Source organism: Hymenobacter sp. BT559 (assembly GCF_017571525.1).
Taxonomy (GTDB): Bacteria; Bacteroidota; Bacteroidia; order Cytophagales; family Hymenobacteraceae; genus Hymenobacter; species Hymenobacter ginsengisoli.
This window is the reverse complement of record NZ_JAGETY010000008.1, coordinates 65,111-80,327: the sequence shown is the minus strand read 5'-3', so window position 1 is coordinate 80,327 and position 15,217 is coordinate 65,111. Positions and strand designations below refer to the sequence as shown.

Annotated in this window: 8 protein-coding genes; 1 reads left to right on the top strand and 7 read right to left on the bottom strand. The window is 62.2% G+C overall.

Going from position 1 to position 15,217, the window contains the following annotated elements:
• Positions 1-23 precede the first annotated feature (23 nt).
• Positions 24-1,463, top strand: coding sequence for a DUF6986 family protein (locus tag J4D99_RS12490; protein ID WP_208132047.1), 1,440 nt, complete (start codon positions 24-26; stop codon positions 1,461-1,463).
• 100 nt (positions 1,464-1,563) lie between these two features.
• On the opposite strand, the gene J4D99_RS12485 is transcribed toward J4D99_RS12490, so the two are convergent.
• The 7 genes from J4D99_RS12485 to J4D99_RS12455 all read right to left on the bottom strand — a co-directional run bounded on the left by J4D99_RS12485 (position 1,564) and on the right by J4D99_RS12455 (position 15,189).
• Complete coding sequence (locus J4D99_RS12485; protein ID WP_236018644.1) at positions 1,564-2,031, bottom strand: hypothetical protein; 468 nt, start codon at positions 2,029-2,031, stop codon at positions 1,564-1,566.
• A 400-nt stretch (positions 2,032-2,431) separates the two neighbouring features.
• The gene (locus J4D99_RS12480) at positions 2,432-4,720 is read right to left on the bottom strand and encodes a xanthine dehydrogenase molybdopterin binding subunit (protein ID WP_208132046.1); all 2,289 of its coding nucleotides are present in this window, start codon (positions 4,718-4,720) and stop codon (positions 2,432-2,434) included.
• Between the two features lie 133 nt (positions 4,721-4,853).
• Positions 4,854-6,377, bottom strand: a complete 1,524-nt coding sequence (locus J4D99_RS12475; protein WP_208132045.1) for an FAD binding domain-containing protein — start codon at positions 6,375-6,377, stop codon at positions 4,854-4,856.
• 83 nt (positions 6,378-6,460) lie between these two features.
• Positions 6,461-10,297, bottom strand: a complete 3,837-nt coding sequence (locus tag J4D99_RS12470) for a DUF8818 domain-containing protein (RefSeq protein ID WP_208132044.1) — start codon at positions 10,295-10,297, stop codon at positions 6,461-6,463.
• 146 nt (positions 10,298-10,443) lie between these two features.
• Positions 10,444-10,848 carry a hypothetical protein gene (locus J4D99_RS12465; RefSeq protein ID WP_208132043.1) on the bottom strand — a complete coding sequence of 135 codons (405 nt, stop codon included), beginning with the start codon at positions 10,846-10,848 and terminating at the stop codon, positions 10,444-10,446.
• Positions 10,849-10,993: 145 nt separating this feature from the next.
• The gene (locus tag J4D99_RS22325; protein ID WP_208132042.1) at positions 10,994-14,725 is read right to left on the bottom strand and encodes a sensor histidine kinase; all 3,732 of its coding nucleotides are present in this window, start codon (positions 14,723-14,725) and stop codon (positions 10,994-10,996) included.
• 212 nt (positions 14,726-14,937) lie between these two features.
• A complete protein-coding gene (locus tag J4D99_RS12455; RefSeq protein ID WP_208132041.1) occupies positions 14,938-15,189 on the bottom strand; it encodes a CAMCR motif-containing small membrane protein in 252 nt (83 codons plus the stop codon).
• Positions 15,190-15,217 lie beyond the last annotated feature (28 nt).

The following is a 15,217-nucleotide window of genomic DNA, read 5'->3' as shown; positions in this document are numbered from 1 at the left end:
ACGCTAGCAATTCCCTTCCTTTTATGAAACTCAGCCTCCAGGACTCCGATAAAACCGCTTTGCTCGACCAGCTCGGCGAAGCCAACCAGCGCTTTCAGCACACCTACCCCGGCGACCGGCCCGACCGCCAGCCCGTGCACACTGTGTATGGCGGCGCCAACCTCTTCAAGGCCGATACCTGCGTGCGGATGGGCGAAATTGCCCTGCGCAACCTCCAGACCTACGCCCCCAATTTTGTGGAGCTGGCTAGGGTGCTGGGGCTAGCCGGCCACGAGCACCTGCCCACGCTCGAAAAAGACATCCACGACCTCACCGACTACCTCGACAAGCTGCCCGCCGACCAGCGCCGCCAGGAGCCCGCCTGGCTAGCCTACACCGTCTATAACAAGATTGTGCAGAAGCTCAAAACCGAGGCCGTCGAAGATTTCCGCATCGATTTTGAGGATGGCTTCGGCAACCGGCCCGACGCCGAGGAAGACACCACCGCCGTGCAGGCCGCCCACGAAGTAGCCAAGGGCATGGCCCAGGGTACCCTGTCGCCCTTCATCGGCATTCGCATCAAGCCCTTCACCGAAGACCTGAAGGCGCGCGGCGTGCGCACGCTCGACATCTTCCTGACCACCCTACTCGAAGCCACTGGCGGCAAGCTGCCTTCCAACTTTGTGGTGATGCTGCCTAAGGTGACCATCCCCGAGCAGATGACCACGATGGTGCGCTTCTTCGAGCTGCTCGAAAAGGCCAACCACCTGGCGCCCGGCACCCTGAAGATGGAAACGATGGTAGAGGCCACCCAGATTGTGATGGACGACGAGGGCCGCAACCCCTTGATGCGCATTATCCGGGCTAGCGAGGGGCGCTGCATTGCGGCGCACTTCGGCACCTACGACTACACGGCCTCGGCCGGCATCACGGCCAAGTACCAGACCATGGCGCACCCCGTCTGCGACTTTGCCCACCACATGACCAAGGTGGCGCTCGGCGGCACCGGCATCTTCCTCAGCGACGGCGCTACTAACGTGATGCCCATCGGCCCGCACCGCGGCGAGCACCTGACGTTTGCGCAGCAGCGCGAAAACCAGGAAGCCGTGCACAGTGGCTGGCGCCAGGCCTACGGCCACACCATGCACTCGCTCATCGGCGGCCTTTACCAAGGCTGGGACTTAAACCCCGCACAGCTGCCCATGCGCTACGCCGCCACCTACAATTTCTTCCTCAGCAGCTATGAAGGTGCCGTGCACCGCCTCAAAACCTTCGTGGACCGGGCGGCCATCTCGACGCTCACCGGCGATATCTTCGACGATGCTGCCACCGGCCAGGGCCTGCTCAACTTCTTCCTCAAAGCCCTGAACTGCGGCGCCATCTCGGAAGAAGACATCGTGCCCACCGGCCTCACTGTTGAGGAAATCGAAACCCGGTCGTTCTACCGCATTCTGCAAGGGCGCCGCCGGGCCAAAGGGGCCTAGTTGCGCAGGCAGATTACCAACCACTAAAAAAGGCTTCTCGTGATGAGAAGCCTTTTTTAGTGGCCCATGTAGTGTAAAGCCCGTTTGCTAGGCGGCAAGCCTAGTACTGCGTTTGGGTGCTGGCATAAACTTTCTGTTCGCCCGCCATACTTTCTGTGTAAAGCTTATAGTACGCCGTGGCTTTTTCGGCGCCGTAGGCTTTCTTCAGCAGGTTTTCTACGTCGTAGTCGGACCCTTTCTGCACAGGGTCCATGATGAACAGGTAGACGTAGGTGCCGTCGGCCTGGGGCTTGGTGGGATTAAGCACCCGCGTGTGGCGAAAGGCCTGCTGGTCGGCCGTTCCCACTTTGGCCGCGCAGGGCCAGAAAATCTCGTTGATGAACCGCTCGTACTGCGCACGTTTGTCCGCCTTCACCGGCGTCAAAACAACCCACACGGTTTGACCGGTAGTAGCCATGGCACGCGGCGGGGTTTTAGGCGAGGTAGCAGTGCTGCCCAGCACTACGCTGACCGCTAATAAGAGAAACGCCGCCCAGCGGCCAAACCGGTAAGTTGAGGAAGGGTGCATAAAAGTAGAAAGAGGGTGAAGGTGCCGCAAGCCGACGAACGACACGCGGTCAGGGCAAACATAAATAATATGAACCAGCAAATCAAGTACCTTATACTGAACCGCTTTACCACAAAATCAACTCAAATTCTTACCTATTTTGCTAGCGCACCAGCGATTTCAACAGAAACCCATTAAGGCGCCTGCCCTCCTCTTTCCCACCCCGGTTGCGCTTTGGCCAAACTCCGAACCGGCGCCATGTCACGGCTAGGCTGCCCGTGCCCCTGCTGCCCACATTGTACCCGGTGCTTAGTCTGCGGCGAGCGGGCCGTACTCCTTGCCCGGCCCTGCTGGCGGCCCCGGTGGTTACGCTGCCTCACGCGCTGCTCGCAGCGCGAGCCCGCGCCGCACTAGCCTCCGCTCAGCCAGCTACCGCCGAGCTGGCTAGCTGCGCTACCAGTTCGGGATACAACCCACCGAGCACGCGCTCGGGCGTCATGGGCGCCACCAGCGGCAGCACCCCACCGGGCTGGAAGGCTCGCACCGCATCGCGCAGGGCGAAGTAGGCGCCGATGCCATACATCAGCGGCGGCTCGCCCACGGCCTTGGAGCGCAGGATGGCGTTGGGGTGGCCGGGCGTATCGAGGAAGTGCACGTCGAGCACGGCGGGGGCCGAGTAGAGGTCGGGTATCTTGTAGCTGTTGAGCGAGTTGCTGAGCAGGCGGCCTTCGTCGTTGTAGCTCACTTCCTCCAGGGTCATCCAGCCGATGCCCTGCACGGCGGCGCCCTCAATCTGGCCGCGGTCGATGGCCGGGCTGAAGCTCTGGCCGAAGTCGTGGGCAATTTGCACGCTGTCGATGGTGTAGGTGCCACGCAGGCAATCGACGGTGGCCGTGGTGAGGGCCGTGCCATACACGTGGTAGGCAAACGGGTGGCCCTGCTCCACGCTGGCATCAAAATGCACGCCGGGCGTGGCGTAGTGGGCATTTTCGGTGAGGGCTACGCGCCGCACGAAGGCGCTGCTCACCAGTTTTTCCCAAGTAGTTTCGGCCGGGATACCGGCGGCCAGCACCTGCTCATCTTCTATTGTGATGCCTTCGTAATCAACCTGAAACTCGGTGCTGGCGTGGCGTAGCAGGCGCTCGCGCAGGGCTAGGCAGGCTAGCTGGGTGGCCTTGCCGTTGAGGTCGGCGGTGGCGCTGGCGGCGCTGGGCGAGGTATTGGCTACGCGGGTGGTGTTGGTGCTCTCAATTTTGATGCGGTTAATCGAAATGCCCAGCGTAGTGGCCGCCACCCGCGCGATTTTGGTGTTCACGCCCTGCCCCATCTCCACCGCGCCGGTGCTGATGCCCACCGAGCCATCGGTATAAATGTGCACCAAGGCCCGCGTCTGGTTCATGAAGGTCTTGGTGAACGAGATGCCAAAACAGATGGGCATCAGGGCTAGCCCCTTCTTAAACAGCTGGTTTTCCAGATTGTATTTCGCCACGGCGGCCCGCTGGCCAGCCAGGTCAAACAGGCTGGCGGCCGTGTCCCAGGCCTGCTCGGCGTGGCAGCCCTCGGCCGCCTGGCGGTACGGAAACAGGTCGCCCTCGCGCAGCAGGTTGCGGCGTTGGATGTCGCTAGCCTTCAACCCCAGCTCCTCGGCCGCCTTGGTGATAGCCGACTCAATCACGAACATGCCCTGCGGCCCGCCGAAGCCCCGGAAGGCCGTATTGGGCGGCAGGTTGGTGCGGCACGAGTAGGCCGTGGCCGTCACATTAGGGATGTGGTAGGCGTTGGTGGTGTGGAAGAGCGTGCGCTCCAGCACGGCCGGCGAGAGGTCGGCCGCCGCGCCCGCATTCTGGTAATACATTACCTCATAGGCCAGAATTTTCAGGTCAGCGCTCAGCCCAATTTTGAAGTCGGACGAGTACGGGTGGCGCTTGCCGGTCATGCGCATGTCGGCCATGCGGTCAAGCACGAGCTTCACCGGATTTTTGACTAAAAACGCCCCTAGCGCGGCCAGGCAGCCCCAGGGCGTGGCCTGGTCTTCCTTGCCGCCAAAGCCGCCCCCTAGCCGCGTCACGTCCACCTCTACCTGGTGCATGCCCACGCCCAGCACCACGGCGCAGTGCCGCTGCACGGCCGTCGGCCCCTGGGTCGAAGAAATGATTTTGACCCCACCCAGCTCGGTCGGAAACGCATACGCTGCCTGCGTTTCAATGTACAAATGCTCTTGCCCGCCACTCTCGGCCACGCCGGCAAACACGTACTCGCACTGCGCAAACGCGCCGGCCGAGTCGCCGATGCGGAAGGTGCGCGGCGGCACGATTAGCTCGCCCTGCGCCGCGGCCCGGCGCGGGTCGGTGATGATAGGCAGCGGCTCGATATCAGCCGTGATAAGCTTGAGCGCGGCGTGCGCCTGCGCCTCGCTGCGGGCCAGCACCAGCGCCACCGGCTGCCCGCGAAAGTGCACGTGGCCCTCGGCCAGCAGCGGCTCGTCGGGCACGATGCCGCCGATTTGATTTTGGCCCGGAATGTCGGCAGCCGTGAGAATGCGCACCACGCCCGACGCCTTTTGGGCGGCTTCCAAGTCAAGGCTCCGCAAGATGCCATGGGCTAGCGGCGACTCGTACACGGCCGCGTAGAGCGTGCCCTGCTGCACGGGCACATCATCGAGGTACTGCGATTCGCCGCGCACATGGCGCTGGGGGTCGAGGTGGTTCATGGCTTTTTAGATGCTTCTCGTTTCACGTTTGTCATGCTGACGAAGGAATCATCTTATCACGGTTGAACGGCTCGTGCGAACCTGACAAGATGCCTCGCAAGCTCAGCATGACAAACGGAATCTGGAATTTAGTTTATACCAACTCCGCCAGGGTCATTTTCGGCGCGAAACGCAGGAAATGAGCAAACAGCAGCTGCCGCAGCAGCAAGCGCTTATAAGCCACCGTGCCGCGCACGTCGCTGATGGGGCTGATTTCTTCCTGCATGACTTCATTGGCACCGGCTACGGTTTCGGCGCTCAGCTCGCGGCCCAGCAGGTACTCGCCGGTGCGGGCCAGCAGCAGCGGCACTGGCCCTACCCCACCGGCTGAGAGCCTAGCGGCCGTGATGACACCGTTTTCAAGGCGCAGCCAGGCAGCGGTATTCACGCTGGCAATGTCGAGGTGGGTGCGTTTGGATACTTTCTCAAAGTTGAAAAAATCGCCAGCCTGCGGCGCCGGGAAGCTGATTTCGGTTACCTGCTCATCGGTGGCTTTTGCCAGCTTTTTGTAGCCCAGGTAGAGGCTAGTCAGCGGCAGCGAGCGGCTAGCCCCAGCTGCGTTGGCTAGCGTCACCTCAGCGCCCAGCGCCAAAAATAAGATGGTTAAATCGCCGATGGGCGAGGCATTTACGAAGTTACCGGCCACGGTACCCATGTTGCGGATGGGCGTGCTCGATACCAATTTCAGGTATTCGGGCAGGCGGGGCAGCAAGCCACGCATCACCTCCGACTCCAGCAGTTGGCTAGCCGTGGTGGCAGCGCCCAGCACTACACGGCCGCCCTCGTGGCGCACGCCGCGCGGGCCGTGGTCGAAGAGCAGGCGCACGGGCTGCTGGCGCAGTTCGTCGAGGCGCTGCACCAGCAGGTCGGTGCCCCCGCTCAGCAGCGGGTGGCTCGCGTGCGGAAAATGACCGCTGTCGTGGCCATTCTGGCTTTGGAAGTGGCCGTTGGGCGAGGTCGAGGCGCCGCTACCGGTGGCAGCGTGGCCGTTCGGGCCAGGGCTGGCGGGTGCTTCGGCAGCGGCCGTGTCGGCGCGGAGGCTAGCCAGCCGGGTGGGCATTTGCTCGAAATAAGCGGGCACGAACTGCTTTTCACTCAGCCACTTTACGGTATCGGTGCTGGGCCGCTCGGCTAGCCCGGCGCTGAGGCTGGCAGCGGCGCGCTCCAACGACTTGTAGCCGGTGCAACGGCAGATGTTGCCGTCGATGGCGGCGCGGGTACTTTGCGCGGTAGCGGGCTTTTCGGCCAGGCTGTGGCCGGTGAGCGACATCACGAAGCCTACCGTGCAGAAGCCGCACTGCGCGCCGTTATGGTCCACGATGGCTTGCTGCACCGGCGTGAGCTGCCCGCTAGCCTGGTTGATACCCTCTACCGTGACCACGTGCTTGCCGTGCACGTTGCCGAGCGGCGTGAGGCAGCTCGTCATGCTTTGATAGGCAATGCGTTGGCCATCTGCCCCTAGCTCGCCCACGAGCACGGTGCAGGCGCCGCAGTCGCCCTCGCGGCAGCCGATTTTGGTGCCCATGAGGTGCTCGTGGTAGCGCACGAAGTCGAGCAGGGCACTGCCCGCCGGCTCGGTGGTGTGGATGGGCTGGTCGTTGAGGAAGAAGGCAATCATGGGCAAAACCCTTTGCCTCAGTGGCGAAAGGGTTTCCAAGTTAGTACCCTAGCTGAGTTTCTGCAATTTGCAACCCTGTTTTCCTAAAACAACACTGCCACCTGCATCCTGCCGGTGTGCACTACCCCTAGCCCGCTGGCTTTGCGGCCATCGTAGGCTACGTTGATATTTAAGCCGTTGGCTAGTCGCTGCTCTAGGTTCAGGTTCCAGGTGTAGTTGGTGCCGGGGCGCAGGGCTTGCAGGATTTCGAGGCCTACTACCGACGATACATCGCCCTCGAACGCCACCCTGGTGACGTGCGTGGCCGCCGTGAGCGTGCGCTTGCTGACCTGGCTCACGCGGGTTTCGAAGCCTAGGTCATCGAAGGTGCCGCTGGCATCGGCATCGCGGGAAGCCAGGATATTCATCTTGCTGGTATGCAGCAGCGAGCCGGTGAGGCGCAGCGCTGGGCTGGGCTGGTAGCTGATTTCGGGCTGCGCGGTGTAGATAAGCAGCTTGAAGTTGCGAGCCGTAGAGTACGTGGTTTGGGCCTCGCGAATGTCGCGGGCCGTGGTGAGGCGACCCGTGAACGACTGCGCCAGGGTGCGGCGCAGTAGCAGGCTTTGGGTAGCGAGGTTGCGCAGGTCGAAGCCCTGGGTGAGCAAGGTTTTCTGCTGGGTTTGCTGCACGGTGAGCTCGGCGCCGAAAATAGGATTGGCGCGGTTGAAGTACAGCGTATTGCGGAGTAGCTGGTTAAAGGCCAGCAGCTTGTCATCGCCCTTGGCAAAGCTGAAGGGGCTGAGGCGGGCTAGCAGGTCGTCGCTAGTGGTGCGGCGGTCCACGGTCACGCTGCTCACGCTGCTGAGGCGGGCTAGCGCAGCGCGCCAGGCGCCGGCCTCGCGCCAGCCACGCGGGGCGTTCACGGTGAGGCGGTAGCTGAGGCGATTCTGGTAGGCGATAATGTAGTCGGCGGTGGGTAGGTACACCTTGATGTAGGTACGGTACTGGGCATCCGGCGTTTGAGCTTCCAAAAACTCGTCTTTGTCCTGCACCCCGTTCTTATTTAAATCGCCGGCGTAGTAGTGCGTGCCCTGGCCGGCGGGCACGGCCAAGAAAGAAAAATCGCGGCGCAGCTCGCGGCCGGTTTGCACGCTGTAGCTCAGCTCGGAGCGAATCTGGTTTTGGAGCAGGCCCAGGTTGTGGTCGAGCTTGCCGAGCAGGTTGCGCTGGCGGGCGCTGTCGGGGCGGCTCACCAGGTTCACGTCGCGGTAAGTAGCGATGAGGCGCAAATCCTGGGTGCGACTCAGGCGCGTGATGAGGCTGCCCTGCACGGTCTGCGACTGGTTGTGCAGGTCGAGGTTGTTCTGGTCGGCGGTGGGCGTGCGGTCGCGGCGCAGGGCGTAGCTCAGGCTGTAGCGGGTGCGGCCGGTGTCGGGGCTTTGCAGGGCCAGCGTGTGCTCGTCGAAATAGTTGGCCGAGCGGATGGTATCGCCCCGCGGCGAGATAACCCGGTTTTTATCAAAGCGATAGGTGTAGCTCGGAATAAGCCGCCCGCCGCCGTAGCGTACGCTGCCCTCCCCTCTGGCCCAATCAGAATGAAATCGTCCGGCCTGCGAGTTGAGCAAGAACAGTGAGCCGCGCACTTCTAGCCGGCCCACCTGCTGGGCCACGTCGAGCCACTGCTGCACCCCGCTTACTTCGCCGGGCCGATAGCGGCGGCTCACGCGGTAGTTGATGGCGTGGTTTACATCGCGGGTAAGGCCTAGCGCAAAGTTGAAGATGTTGTCCTCGCGGGCGTCGGTGGTAGTGGCGTTGGCGGTGCTGGCGGCGCTCCAGTTGCGGTCAAACTCGATGTCGCGGTAGCGGTCGATGGGCGCAAACTTGGGCGCGGTGTACTCATAGTCGAGGGCCGAGCGCAGGCGGTACTGGCGCATAGCGGCGGGTGCCCACGCGGGCAAGGCCCGGTCTTGCACCGTGTACCCTAGCCGCATGGCCTGGCCCTTGTCTTCGGTGCCCACCGCAAAGCGGTTGCGCTGCAATTGGGAGCTAGCCAGGTCTACAAACACGGCGGCCGTGGGGTCAAGCTGATACGTAGCGCCGGCGGTAGCCATCTGCTTGAGCAGCGGCGTGGGCAAGATGCGCACGGCCTTGTAGCGGCCCAGGCTCGTGCCCACGTATTGGTACACGCGGCCGTTGGCATTTACGTTGGTGGTGCTCAAGCTATAATCGCCCTGCCCCGCGCCCACGTCCGTAAAGCGCACGGTGTACACGCCTCTAAGCGAATCGGTTGCGTACTCAAAGGCATATACCCGCTGGCCAGTGCTAGGGTCGGTGCGGGCCACGCGGTGGTATTGCACCAAAGTGCGGTTGAATACGGCCGAGTCGGCACCCGGGGCCTGCACCAAGCTCACGTTGCCGGCCCCGCGCAAGAGCTGCTGGTCCTGGAAAGAGAGCGTAAGGTTGGCCGCGTTGTCGGGGTTGTCCGATTCCTGGTAAAAATTCCCGCGCAGATTCAGCTTGCCCACCTGCTGGTAGTGGCTCACCGTGTAAAGCGAGCGGGCATAGTTGAGGTCCGAATACTCAAAATCGACCTTCAGGCGCGTATTGCTGGTAATGAGGTGGCGGGGCGAAAACGTAATTTCGGCCAGGTTATAGTCGATAACGTAGTCGTAATCAAAGCCCCGCGTTTGCAGGCGGCCATCGAGGTACACGCGCTCCGAACCCGCCAGCACGATGATAAACTGCTCGCCATTGGGCCCCGTGAGGCGGTACGGGCCCTGCACGTTGTCGAGCGGCTTGAGGTCGATGCTGGCAAATTTGCCCTTGGCTACGCCGCCCGCCACCAGGGTCGAGGAGCGAATCTGGCCGAGCTTATCCAGAATCGTAACCGAGCCCGTACCGCTAGGCAGCGCCGGCGCGCCGGGCAGCGGCTGGCCGGGCGGCACGGCCGTGGTAGGCGGGGCTAGCGGCGCGGTGGCCGTGCCGGGCGGCGCGGCGCTGTTGTTGGTCACGCCGTTAGTATAGGTCGTAAACGACGAGGGAGGCGCGTTGCTGACACTGTTGTTGGTGGTACCAGCTTGCAGCGGCTGCGGACCGGGTGCGCCCAGGTTGGCCTCCACGGCCGCGCCCTGGATGTTTTTGTAGTAGCGCAAAAAGTAGTCGGGCTTGTTGCGCAGCACTACGTCGCCCGCCGTCAGGTTCCACTGCGGGCCGGTAAGGGTGATGTAGATTTTGTCGAACTGCTGGAGCGTCTGGGTATTACCCTCGGGCTGGAAGGGCACGTTCTGGTCCGAGATGGCGGCCGTAAGGCGGATTTTCTCGGTCAGCTGCCCTTCAAGCTGCAGGTTCAGCGCCGAGTTCACAAACACGTTCTGCGTATTGCCAAAGGAAATACCCCGGCTCAGATTACCGGTCTTATTGATGCCTGGTGTGCTGAGAATCTGCTCTTTCTGCGAAAAATCTTCGTAGCGCAGCATGGGCCGGTCGCGGAAGTCGAGGCTGTCCATGAGGCGGCGCGGGCGGCGGTAGCGGGCTAGCCCCAGCTGCACCGGCAGCACGCGGTAGCAGAGCAGCACCGAGTCGGGTAGGGCTGCGCCGCTGCTGTCGCGCCGCACGGGCTGCACCAGCAGGTAGCGGTCGAGGCGCGGGTCGTAGCGCACCGGCCGGCCGGTGGCCGTGACGGAGGCCGGCACCACAGTCAGCGTATCGTGCAGGGCAAAGGTGGTCGTGTCGTGGCCCAGGGTCAGGCGCAGGTAGCGGCAGCGCCGGCTGCTGGGCGGGGCGGGCTCGGCGGTGGCCTTTGGTGCCGCAATAGGTGCGGGCGCTAAGGCTGGTGCCGTAGGCTGCCCTGGCTGCTGCGCCCACGCAGCTGGCCCCAACCCAAACACCGCCGCCAGCAGCAAGGCCACAAAGGCACAGCATAGGCGGTAGCGTTGGGTCATAGTGTAAAGTTCGGCAGCAGCGGCAGCACAACGCTCCGCCAGTCCGGTTTGGTGCCTGCCCGGGGCCAATAGAAAGGCGGGGGAAGAAGCGCCGCGGGGCTGCTTCTTCCCCCGCCTTTCTATTGGGGTTTTGCGCTAAAAAGAGGCTAGTGGCGCTGCACCACCACGGGGGCATCGGCCGGGGCCACGGGCTCGTCGAGCTGCAAAAGCTGATGAAACTGCGTGGGCGTAAGCACTTTACCCATATCGGCGTAGTAGCGGTAATCCACATTTTCGTAGGCCGACGATGCTTCCTGCCCCGAAGCAAACAGTAAGTGGCCTAGCATATCGGCCGAGTCAAGGCGCTTTTCTACGGCGGCGCGCAGCTTGGCGGTCTGGCGGGTATTCAGGCGTAAGGCATCGGCCAGGTAATCAGCCATGCGCTGCGCGCGCTGGGCCACGCTCAGTGTGGCCTGGTCGGCGGGCAGTATTGTTTGGGCCGACGCGCTGAGGCTACCGAGCAATAGCCCAAGCAAGACCAGAACACCACGTAAACGAAAACAAATTGTCATAGCGCAGGAAAGAGTTGGATTAAAACCTGACCAAAGCTACTACTAGCCCCGCGACTGATGCAAGCTGCTTAGTAGATAGTTCTCCTTGGTAGCCGAACACCCGTTTTAACAAGGTGAACTATGCGGTCTGCTCGCTCAACCCACCCTAGCCTGCTAACGGCAGCTCGATAAAGAACGTTGTGCCACTATCCACCTCCGTTTCAAACCAGATGCGCCCCCCGGCGTTCTCAATGCCCCGCTTGGCCACGGCCAGCCCAATGCCCGAGCCGGTAGCCTTGGTGGTGAAGTTGGGCCGAAACACGTGGTCGCGCACGTCATCGGCAATGCCGGCGCCGTTGTCGGCGATGGTAATCAGCACCTTGTCGGCAGCGCTGGCTTGCAGACTAATTTCCTGGCGCGGAGTGCGGCCGGGCGGCACAGCCTGCTTGGCATTGAGCAGCAGGTTGTTGAAGGTGCGCACCAACAGGCTTTCATCGGCAAACACCGTGAAGGTGCCATCGGGGGGCAAGTGCAGGTGCAGGGCCCCACTCTCGTCGCCGTCGTTTTGGCGAAACAGGTCGGCGCAGTGGCGCAGCACGGCCACCAGGTCGAGGCGCGCCGGGCGCATAGTAGGTAGGTTTGTAAACGTGCTAAATGAGGTAGCGATATCGGAAAGCACGTCAATCTGGGTGATGAGCGTTTCGGAAATGCGCCCAATCAGCGCCTCAGCATTGGGGCGTCGCTCAGCAATGGTTTTTTGCAAGTACTGCAGGCTCAGCTTCATGGGCGTGAGCGGGTTTTTAATTTCGTGGGCCACTTGGCGGGCCATTTCGCGCCAGGCGGCTTCTTTTTCCTGGGTGGCCAGCTCGCGCTTGCTCGCCTCCAGCTTGCCGAGCATGGCATTGTACTCGCTCACGAGCAGGCCAATCTCGTCATCGGTGCTGCGGTAATCGAGCACCTCGTTCTGGCCGGTGAGCGTGGTGCGCATCAGGCGCTGCGTGAGCAGCTTAAGCGGCGCCGTAAGCTGGCGCGTAGCCACCACCGCCAGCCCCAGAAACACCAGAAACATGAGCGTGGAGATATTGAGAATCGTGGTAAAGAGCTCGGTCAGCTTGTTGTCCAGCTCTTTTTGCGAGTCAAAAAACGGAATGCCTACGTAGCCCTGAATAGGCCCGGCCGGCCCTTCGGGGCTAGCCGCCCGCACCGGCAGGTAGAGCGAGCTAAATGAGAGCGTGCCCGCCTGCTCAGTGAGCAGCGTGCGGTTGAGGCCGCGCTCATGCAGGTCTATCATCGCCTGGGGGTTGAGCAGGGGCCCTAGCAGGCCGGCCTCAAAAATGAGCGGCTGCGAGCTCACCAGCAGCTGGCCACGGGCATCGTAGAGGTTAAGGTCAGTTTCGGTGAGGGCCGCCACATTACGGGCTAGCGCCGTGAGCACTGGGCGGGCTGTGGTATCGCTGAGCTGGTTGTGGTGGTGTAGCAGGCTTTCGAGCGCAATGTGCCCGCGGCGCTCATACGTGCGGTGCAGGTCGCGCCGGTAGCCCGATATAACCTGGCTGGCCGTGGCTACGCTCACGATGAGTAGCGGAACAATAATGCCCAAATTGAGCAGCAGCTGAATACGAGCGCTAAAGTTGAGGCGCAGGCCGTGGCCGCTGCGCCGCCCAAGCAGGTAGGCACTGCCCCCCAGCAGCCACACCAACATATTGAGCAGCAGTTGAAAGGAGAAATTGGAAAACCAATCGGACAGCGAATAGGTACTCGTGGTGACAACTACCACGCGCCGCCCTGTGCCATCGCGCATGGCTAGGTGGTGAAAATCACTTATTATTAAGCCATTGGTAAAAAGCCTGGGGTCTTGTAGCACCTGGGCCGGCAGGTTATTGGCATAGTCAAAATCGCCCTCGCTGTACACGAGCCGGCCTTGGGCATAGCCTGCATAGCTAAGGTCGGCAGCTAGGCCGGGCTGGAAGAACTTCTGGTCGACGAGCAGCTCGGGCAGCACGCTGTAGCTAGCCAGCTGCTTGAGACTGAGCGTAAGTAAGATGGTACCGGCCGGCGCGGGCGGCCCGATGCCCCCAGGCGCGGGCTGGGTAATGGGTATTACCGCCACGTAACGCCGCGAGCTAAAGGAATTGTCTGACTTCAGTAGGTACACCCCGGCCTGGTCGGTAGGCGTAGCCATGCGCGACAGTCGTATTCGGGTTTGGTCGAAGGTCAGGGTGTCATCGGCCTCGCCCCCCACGGGCTCGCCGCTAGGGTCAAAGAGGTCGATGGCTTCTTCGTACTTATCAAAATACGTGCGCAAATACTGCCGCTCGATGCGCCGCCGCACGGCCTCGGTGCGTACCGGGGTACTGGTGAGCAAGCGCACAATAGTGGGGTCGGAGGCCAGCTGGCGCAGACGCTGGCCTAGCAAAAATTCACCTTGCAAATCATTGTCTACTAACAGGTTGCTAGCCAAGCGTTGTTTATCAAGCAGCAGCTGCCGCTCGAACTGCTCATAGAGTGCCAATGCCCCTACCGCCGAGGCCAGGCTCAACCACAGCAGCAGCAGCAAATAGCGCGGGCCACCCTGCGTGGCGCGCTTTTCGAGCTTGCCGCTGCGCATCAGCAGCAGGCACAAGATGGTCATGCCGGGCAGCAGTAGCATCATTTCGTGCAGCAGCACGCCCTGGGCCAGCAGCAGCAGGGCCACGAGCAGGCCACCCAGCAGCAGTGGCCGCCGGGGCAGCCGGCGCAGGTCTGGAGCCAGCAGTTCGGTCCAGAGGTAAAAGCCTGTGGCAAAGGCCGCCGTGTGCAGCAGCACCGCCAGCAGCAGCACCAGCCGAAAGCCGCTCATTTGCATACTCTGGGTAATATCCAAGCTGAGCTGACTATTGCTAAACGCACTGCTGTAATAGCTGTGCAGCGCGGCCACCGTAAGCAGCAGGCCTAGCAGGGCAGGAACGCCCCAGGTGCCGGCCTCGGCCCGCTGCGCCCGCGCCGGCAGCTTGTAGTGCCGGCTCACTACTACCGACAATGCAGCCAGCAGCGCAGCTAGTAAGCCATTGAGCAGCAAGTCGCCCAGCGACGGTGCCCAGCCTGACACGGCGTAGATGCGGGGGTCGAAGAGCGGAATTTCGAGCCACACATACGGCAGGCCCAGGTACAGCAGTACCAGCCGCAATACCAGCGGCGTGCCGGCCAGCACCGCAATAGCGAGGGCCACGCGGCCACTTTGCCACCAGCGGTACGCCAGGCCCAGCCAGCCCACGGTATAAAACCCAATGCCCAGCACCAGCAGCACCAGTGGCAGAATGCGCCCCGTAAGGGCATCGCCCGGTAGCTGCACCACCGAAAACAAGTAACGCCCCTGAGTATCGACCAAAGCTGCTACCAGCCCGTGCGTTTCGCGGGGCTGCACTGGGGTGGCGCGCACCTGCACCTCCATGCCTTGCAGCAAGGCCGGCTCGGCGCCTTCGCGCAGGTAGCGGTTGCTGATGCCGTAGCGGCGGGCCAGCGGTACATAAGTCAGTATCACTACCCGCCCCACCTTCCGCCGCACCGTCAGAAATTCACCTAGCGTCGTTTGCGACAGCCGCTCCGAAACCGTGTCGGCTAGCTCGGCCGCTGTGGGAGCCGGCCCCGAGGCCGACCACGCTACCAGTTGGCTATCAATGGCTACAAAGGTGGGATAAGAGCACTGCGCCAGTAGCCGCCGGAAATTGGGCGCGGCGGGTGGTTGGCTTTCCAGCGCCACCTGCTGGGTTTCGCGGCCTGCCCGCCTGGCAGCTTGGTTCACCAGCTTCTGTAGGCGTGCCGCACTCGGATACAAGGGGTTAGTGCCCGGAAGCTGCCAGTAAGTATTGGCCAGCCAGCTCGCACCAAAGCTTAGCAAGGCCAATAGCAGCAACGCCATTGGCCACCGGCTAGCCACCGAAAAACGAGATTCTTGAAAAAGAGACAAAGCTGCAAACTCCTACGTGGGGCCGCGCCGCAAGAGTTGCGCCGGCCAGCTTTCTGCAAGCTAGGGCTAAAATCAGCCTTAGCCAGCCGAAAATACAAAAACCGTCGGCACGGTGCGCTGCACAATGCCGACGGTCTACTTACTTCGGGAAATAAGCCTCGCGCTTAGGCCTGGTGGTCGGCCGGACGCTTAGGGTGCGTGCGGCGATACCAGAAAAAGCCTACCGCGCCCATCAGGATGTAGGGCACGGTCATCATGTACACAATGCCCTTGTTGAGTCCTGCTACATCGTAGTCGTCGCGCTCGGCACGCGCCGCTTCTACCTGACTTTTGCACATTACGCATTGCGCCTGAGCAGGCAGCAGCGAGCCTAGCGTGAATAGGCTAAGAAACAAGGCAAAAAATAGCTTTCTCATAAATACAAAACGGTCAGTAAGTCAGAAT

Bases quoted from the DNA above. Each gene is read 5' to 3' on its own strand.
- J4D99_RS12490 (WP_208132047.1), top strand. From the start codon at position 24: ATGAAACTCAGCCTCCAGGACTCCGATAAAACCGCTTTGCTCGACCAG.
- J4D99_RS12485 (WP_236018644.1), bottom strand. From the start codon at position 2,031: ATGCACCCTTCCTCAACTTACCGGTTTGGCCGCTGGGCGGCGTTTCTC.
- J4D99_RS12480 (WP_208132046.1), bottom strand. From the start codon at position 4,720: ATGAACCACCTCGACCCCCAGCGCCATGTGCGCGGCGAATCGCAGTAC.
- J4D99_RS12475 (WP_208132045.1), bottom strand. From the start codon at position 6,377: ATGATTGCCTTCTTCCTCAACGACCAGCCCATCCACACCACCGAGCCG.
- J4D99_RS12470 (WP_208132044.1), bottom strand. From the start codon at position 10,297: ATGACCCAACGCTACCGCCTATGCTGTGCCTTTGTGGCCTTGCTGCTG.
- J4D99_RS12465 (WP_208132043.1), bottom strand. From the start codon at position 10,848: ATGACAATTTGTTTTCGTTTACGTGGTGTTCTGGTCTTGCTTGGGCTA.
- J4D99_RS22325 (WP_208132042.1), bottom strand. From the start codon at position 14,725: ATGGCGTTGCTGCTATTGGCCTTGCTAAGCTTTGGTGCGAGCTGGCTG.
- J4D99_RS12455 (WP_208132041.1), bottom strand. From the start codon at position 15,189: ATGAGAAAGCTATTTTTTGCCTTGTTTCTTAGCCTATTCACGCTAGGC.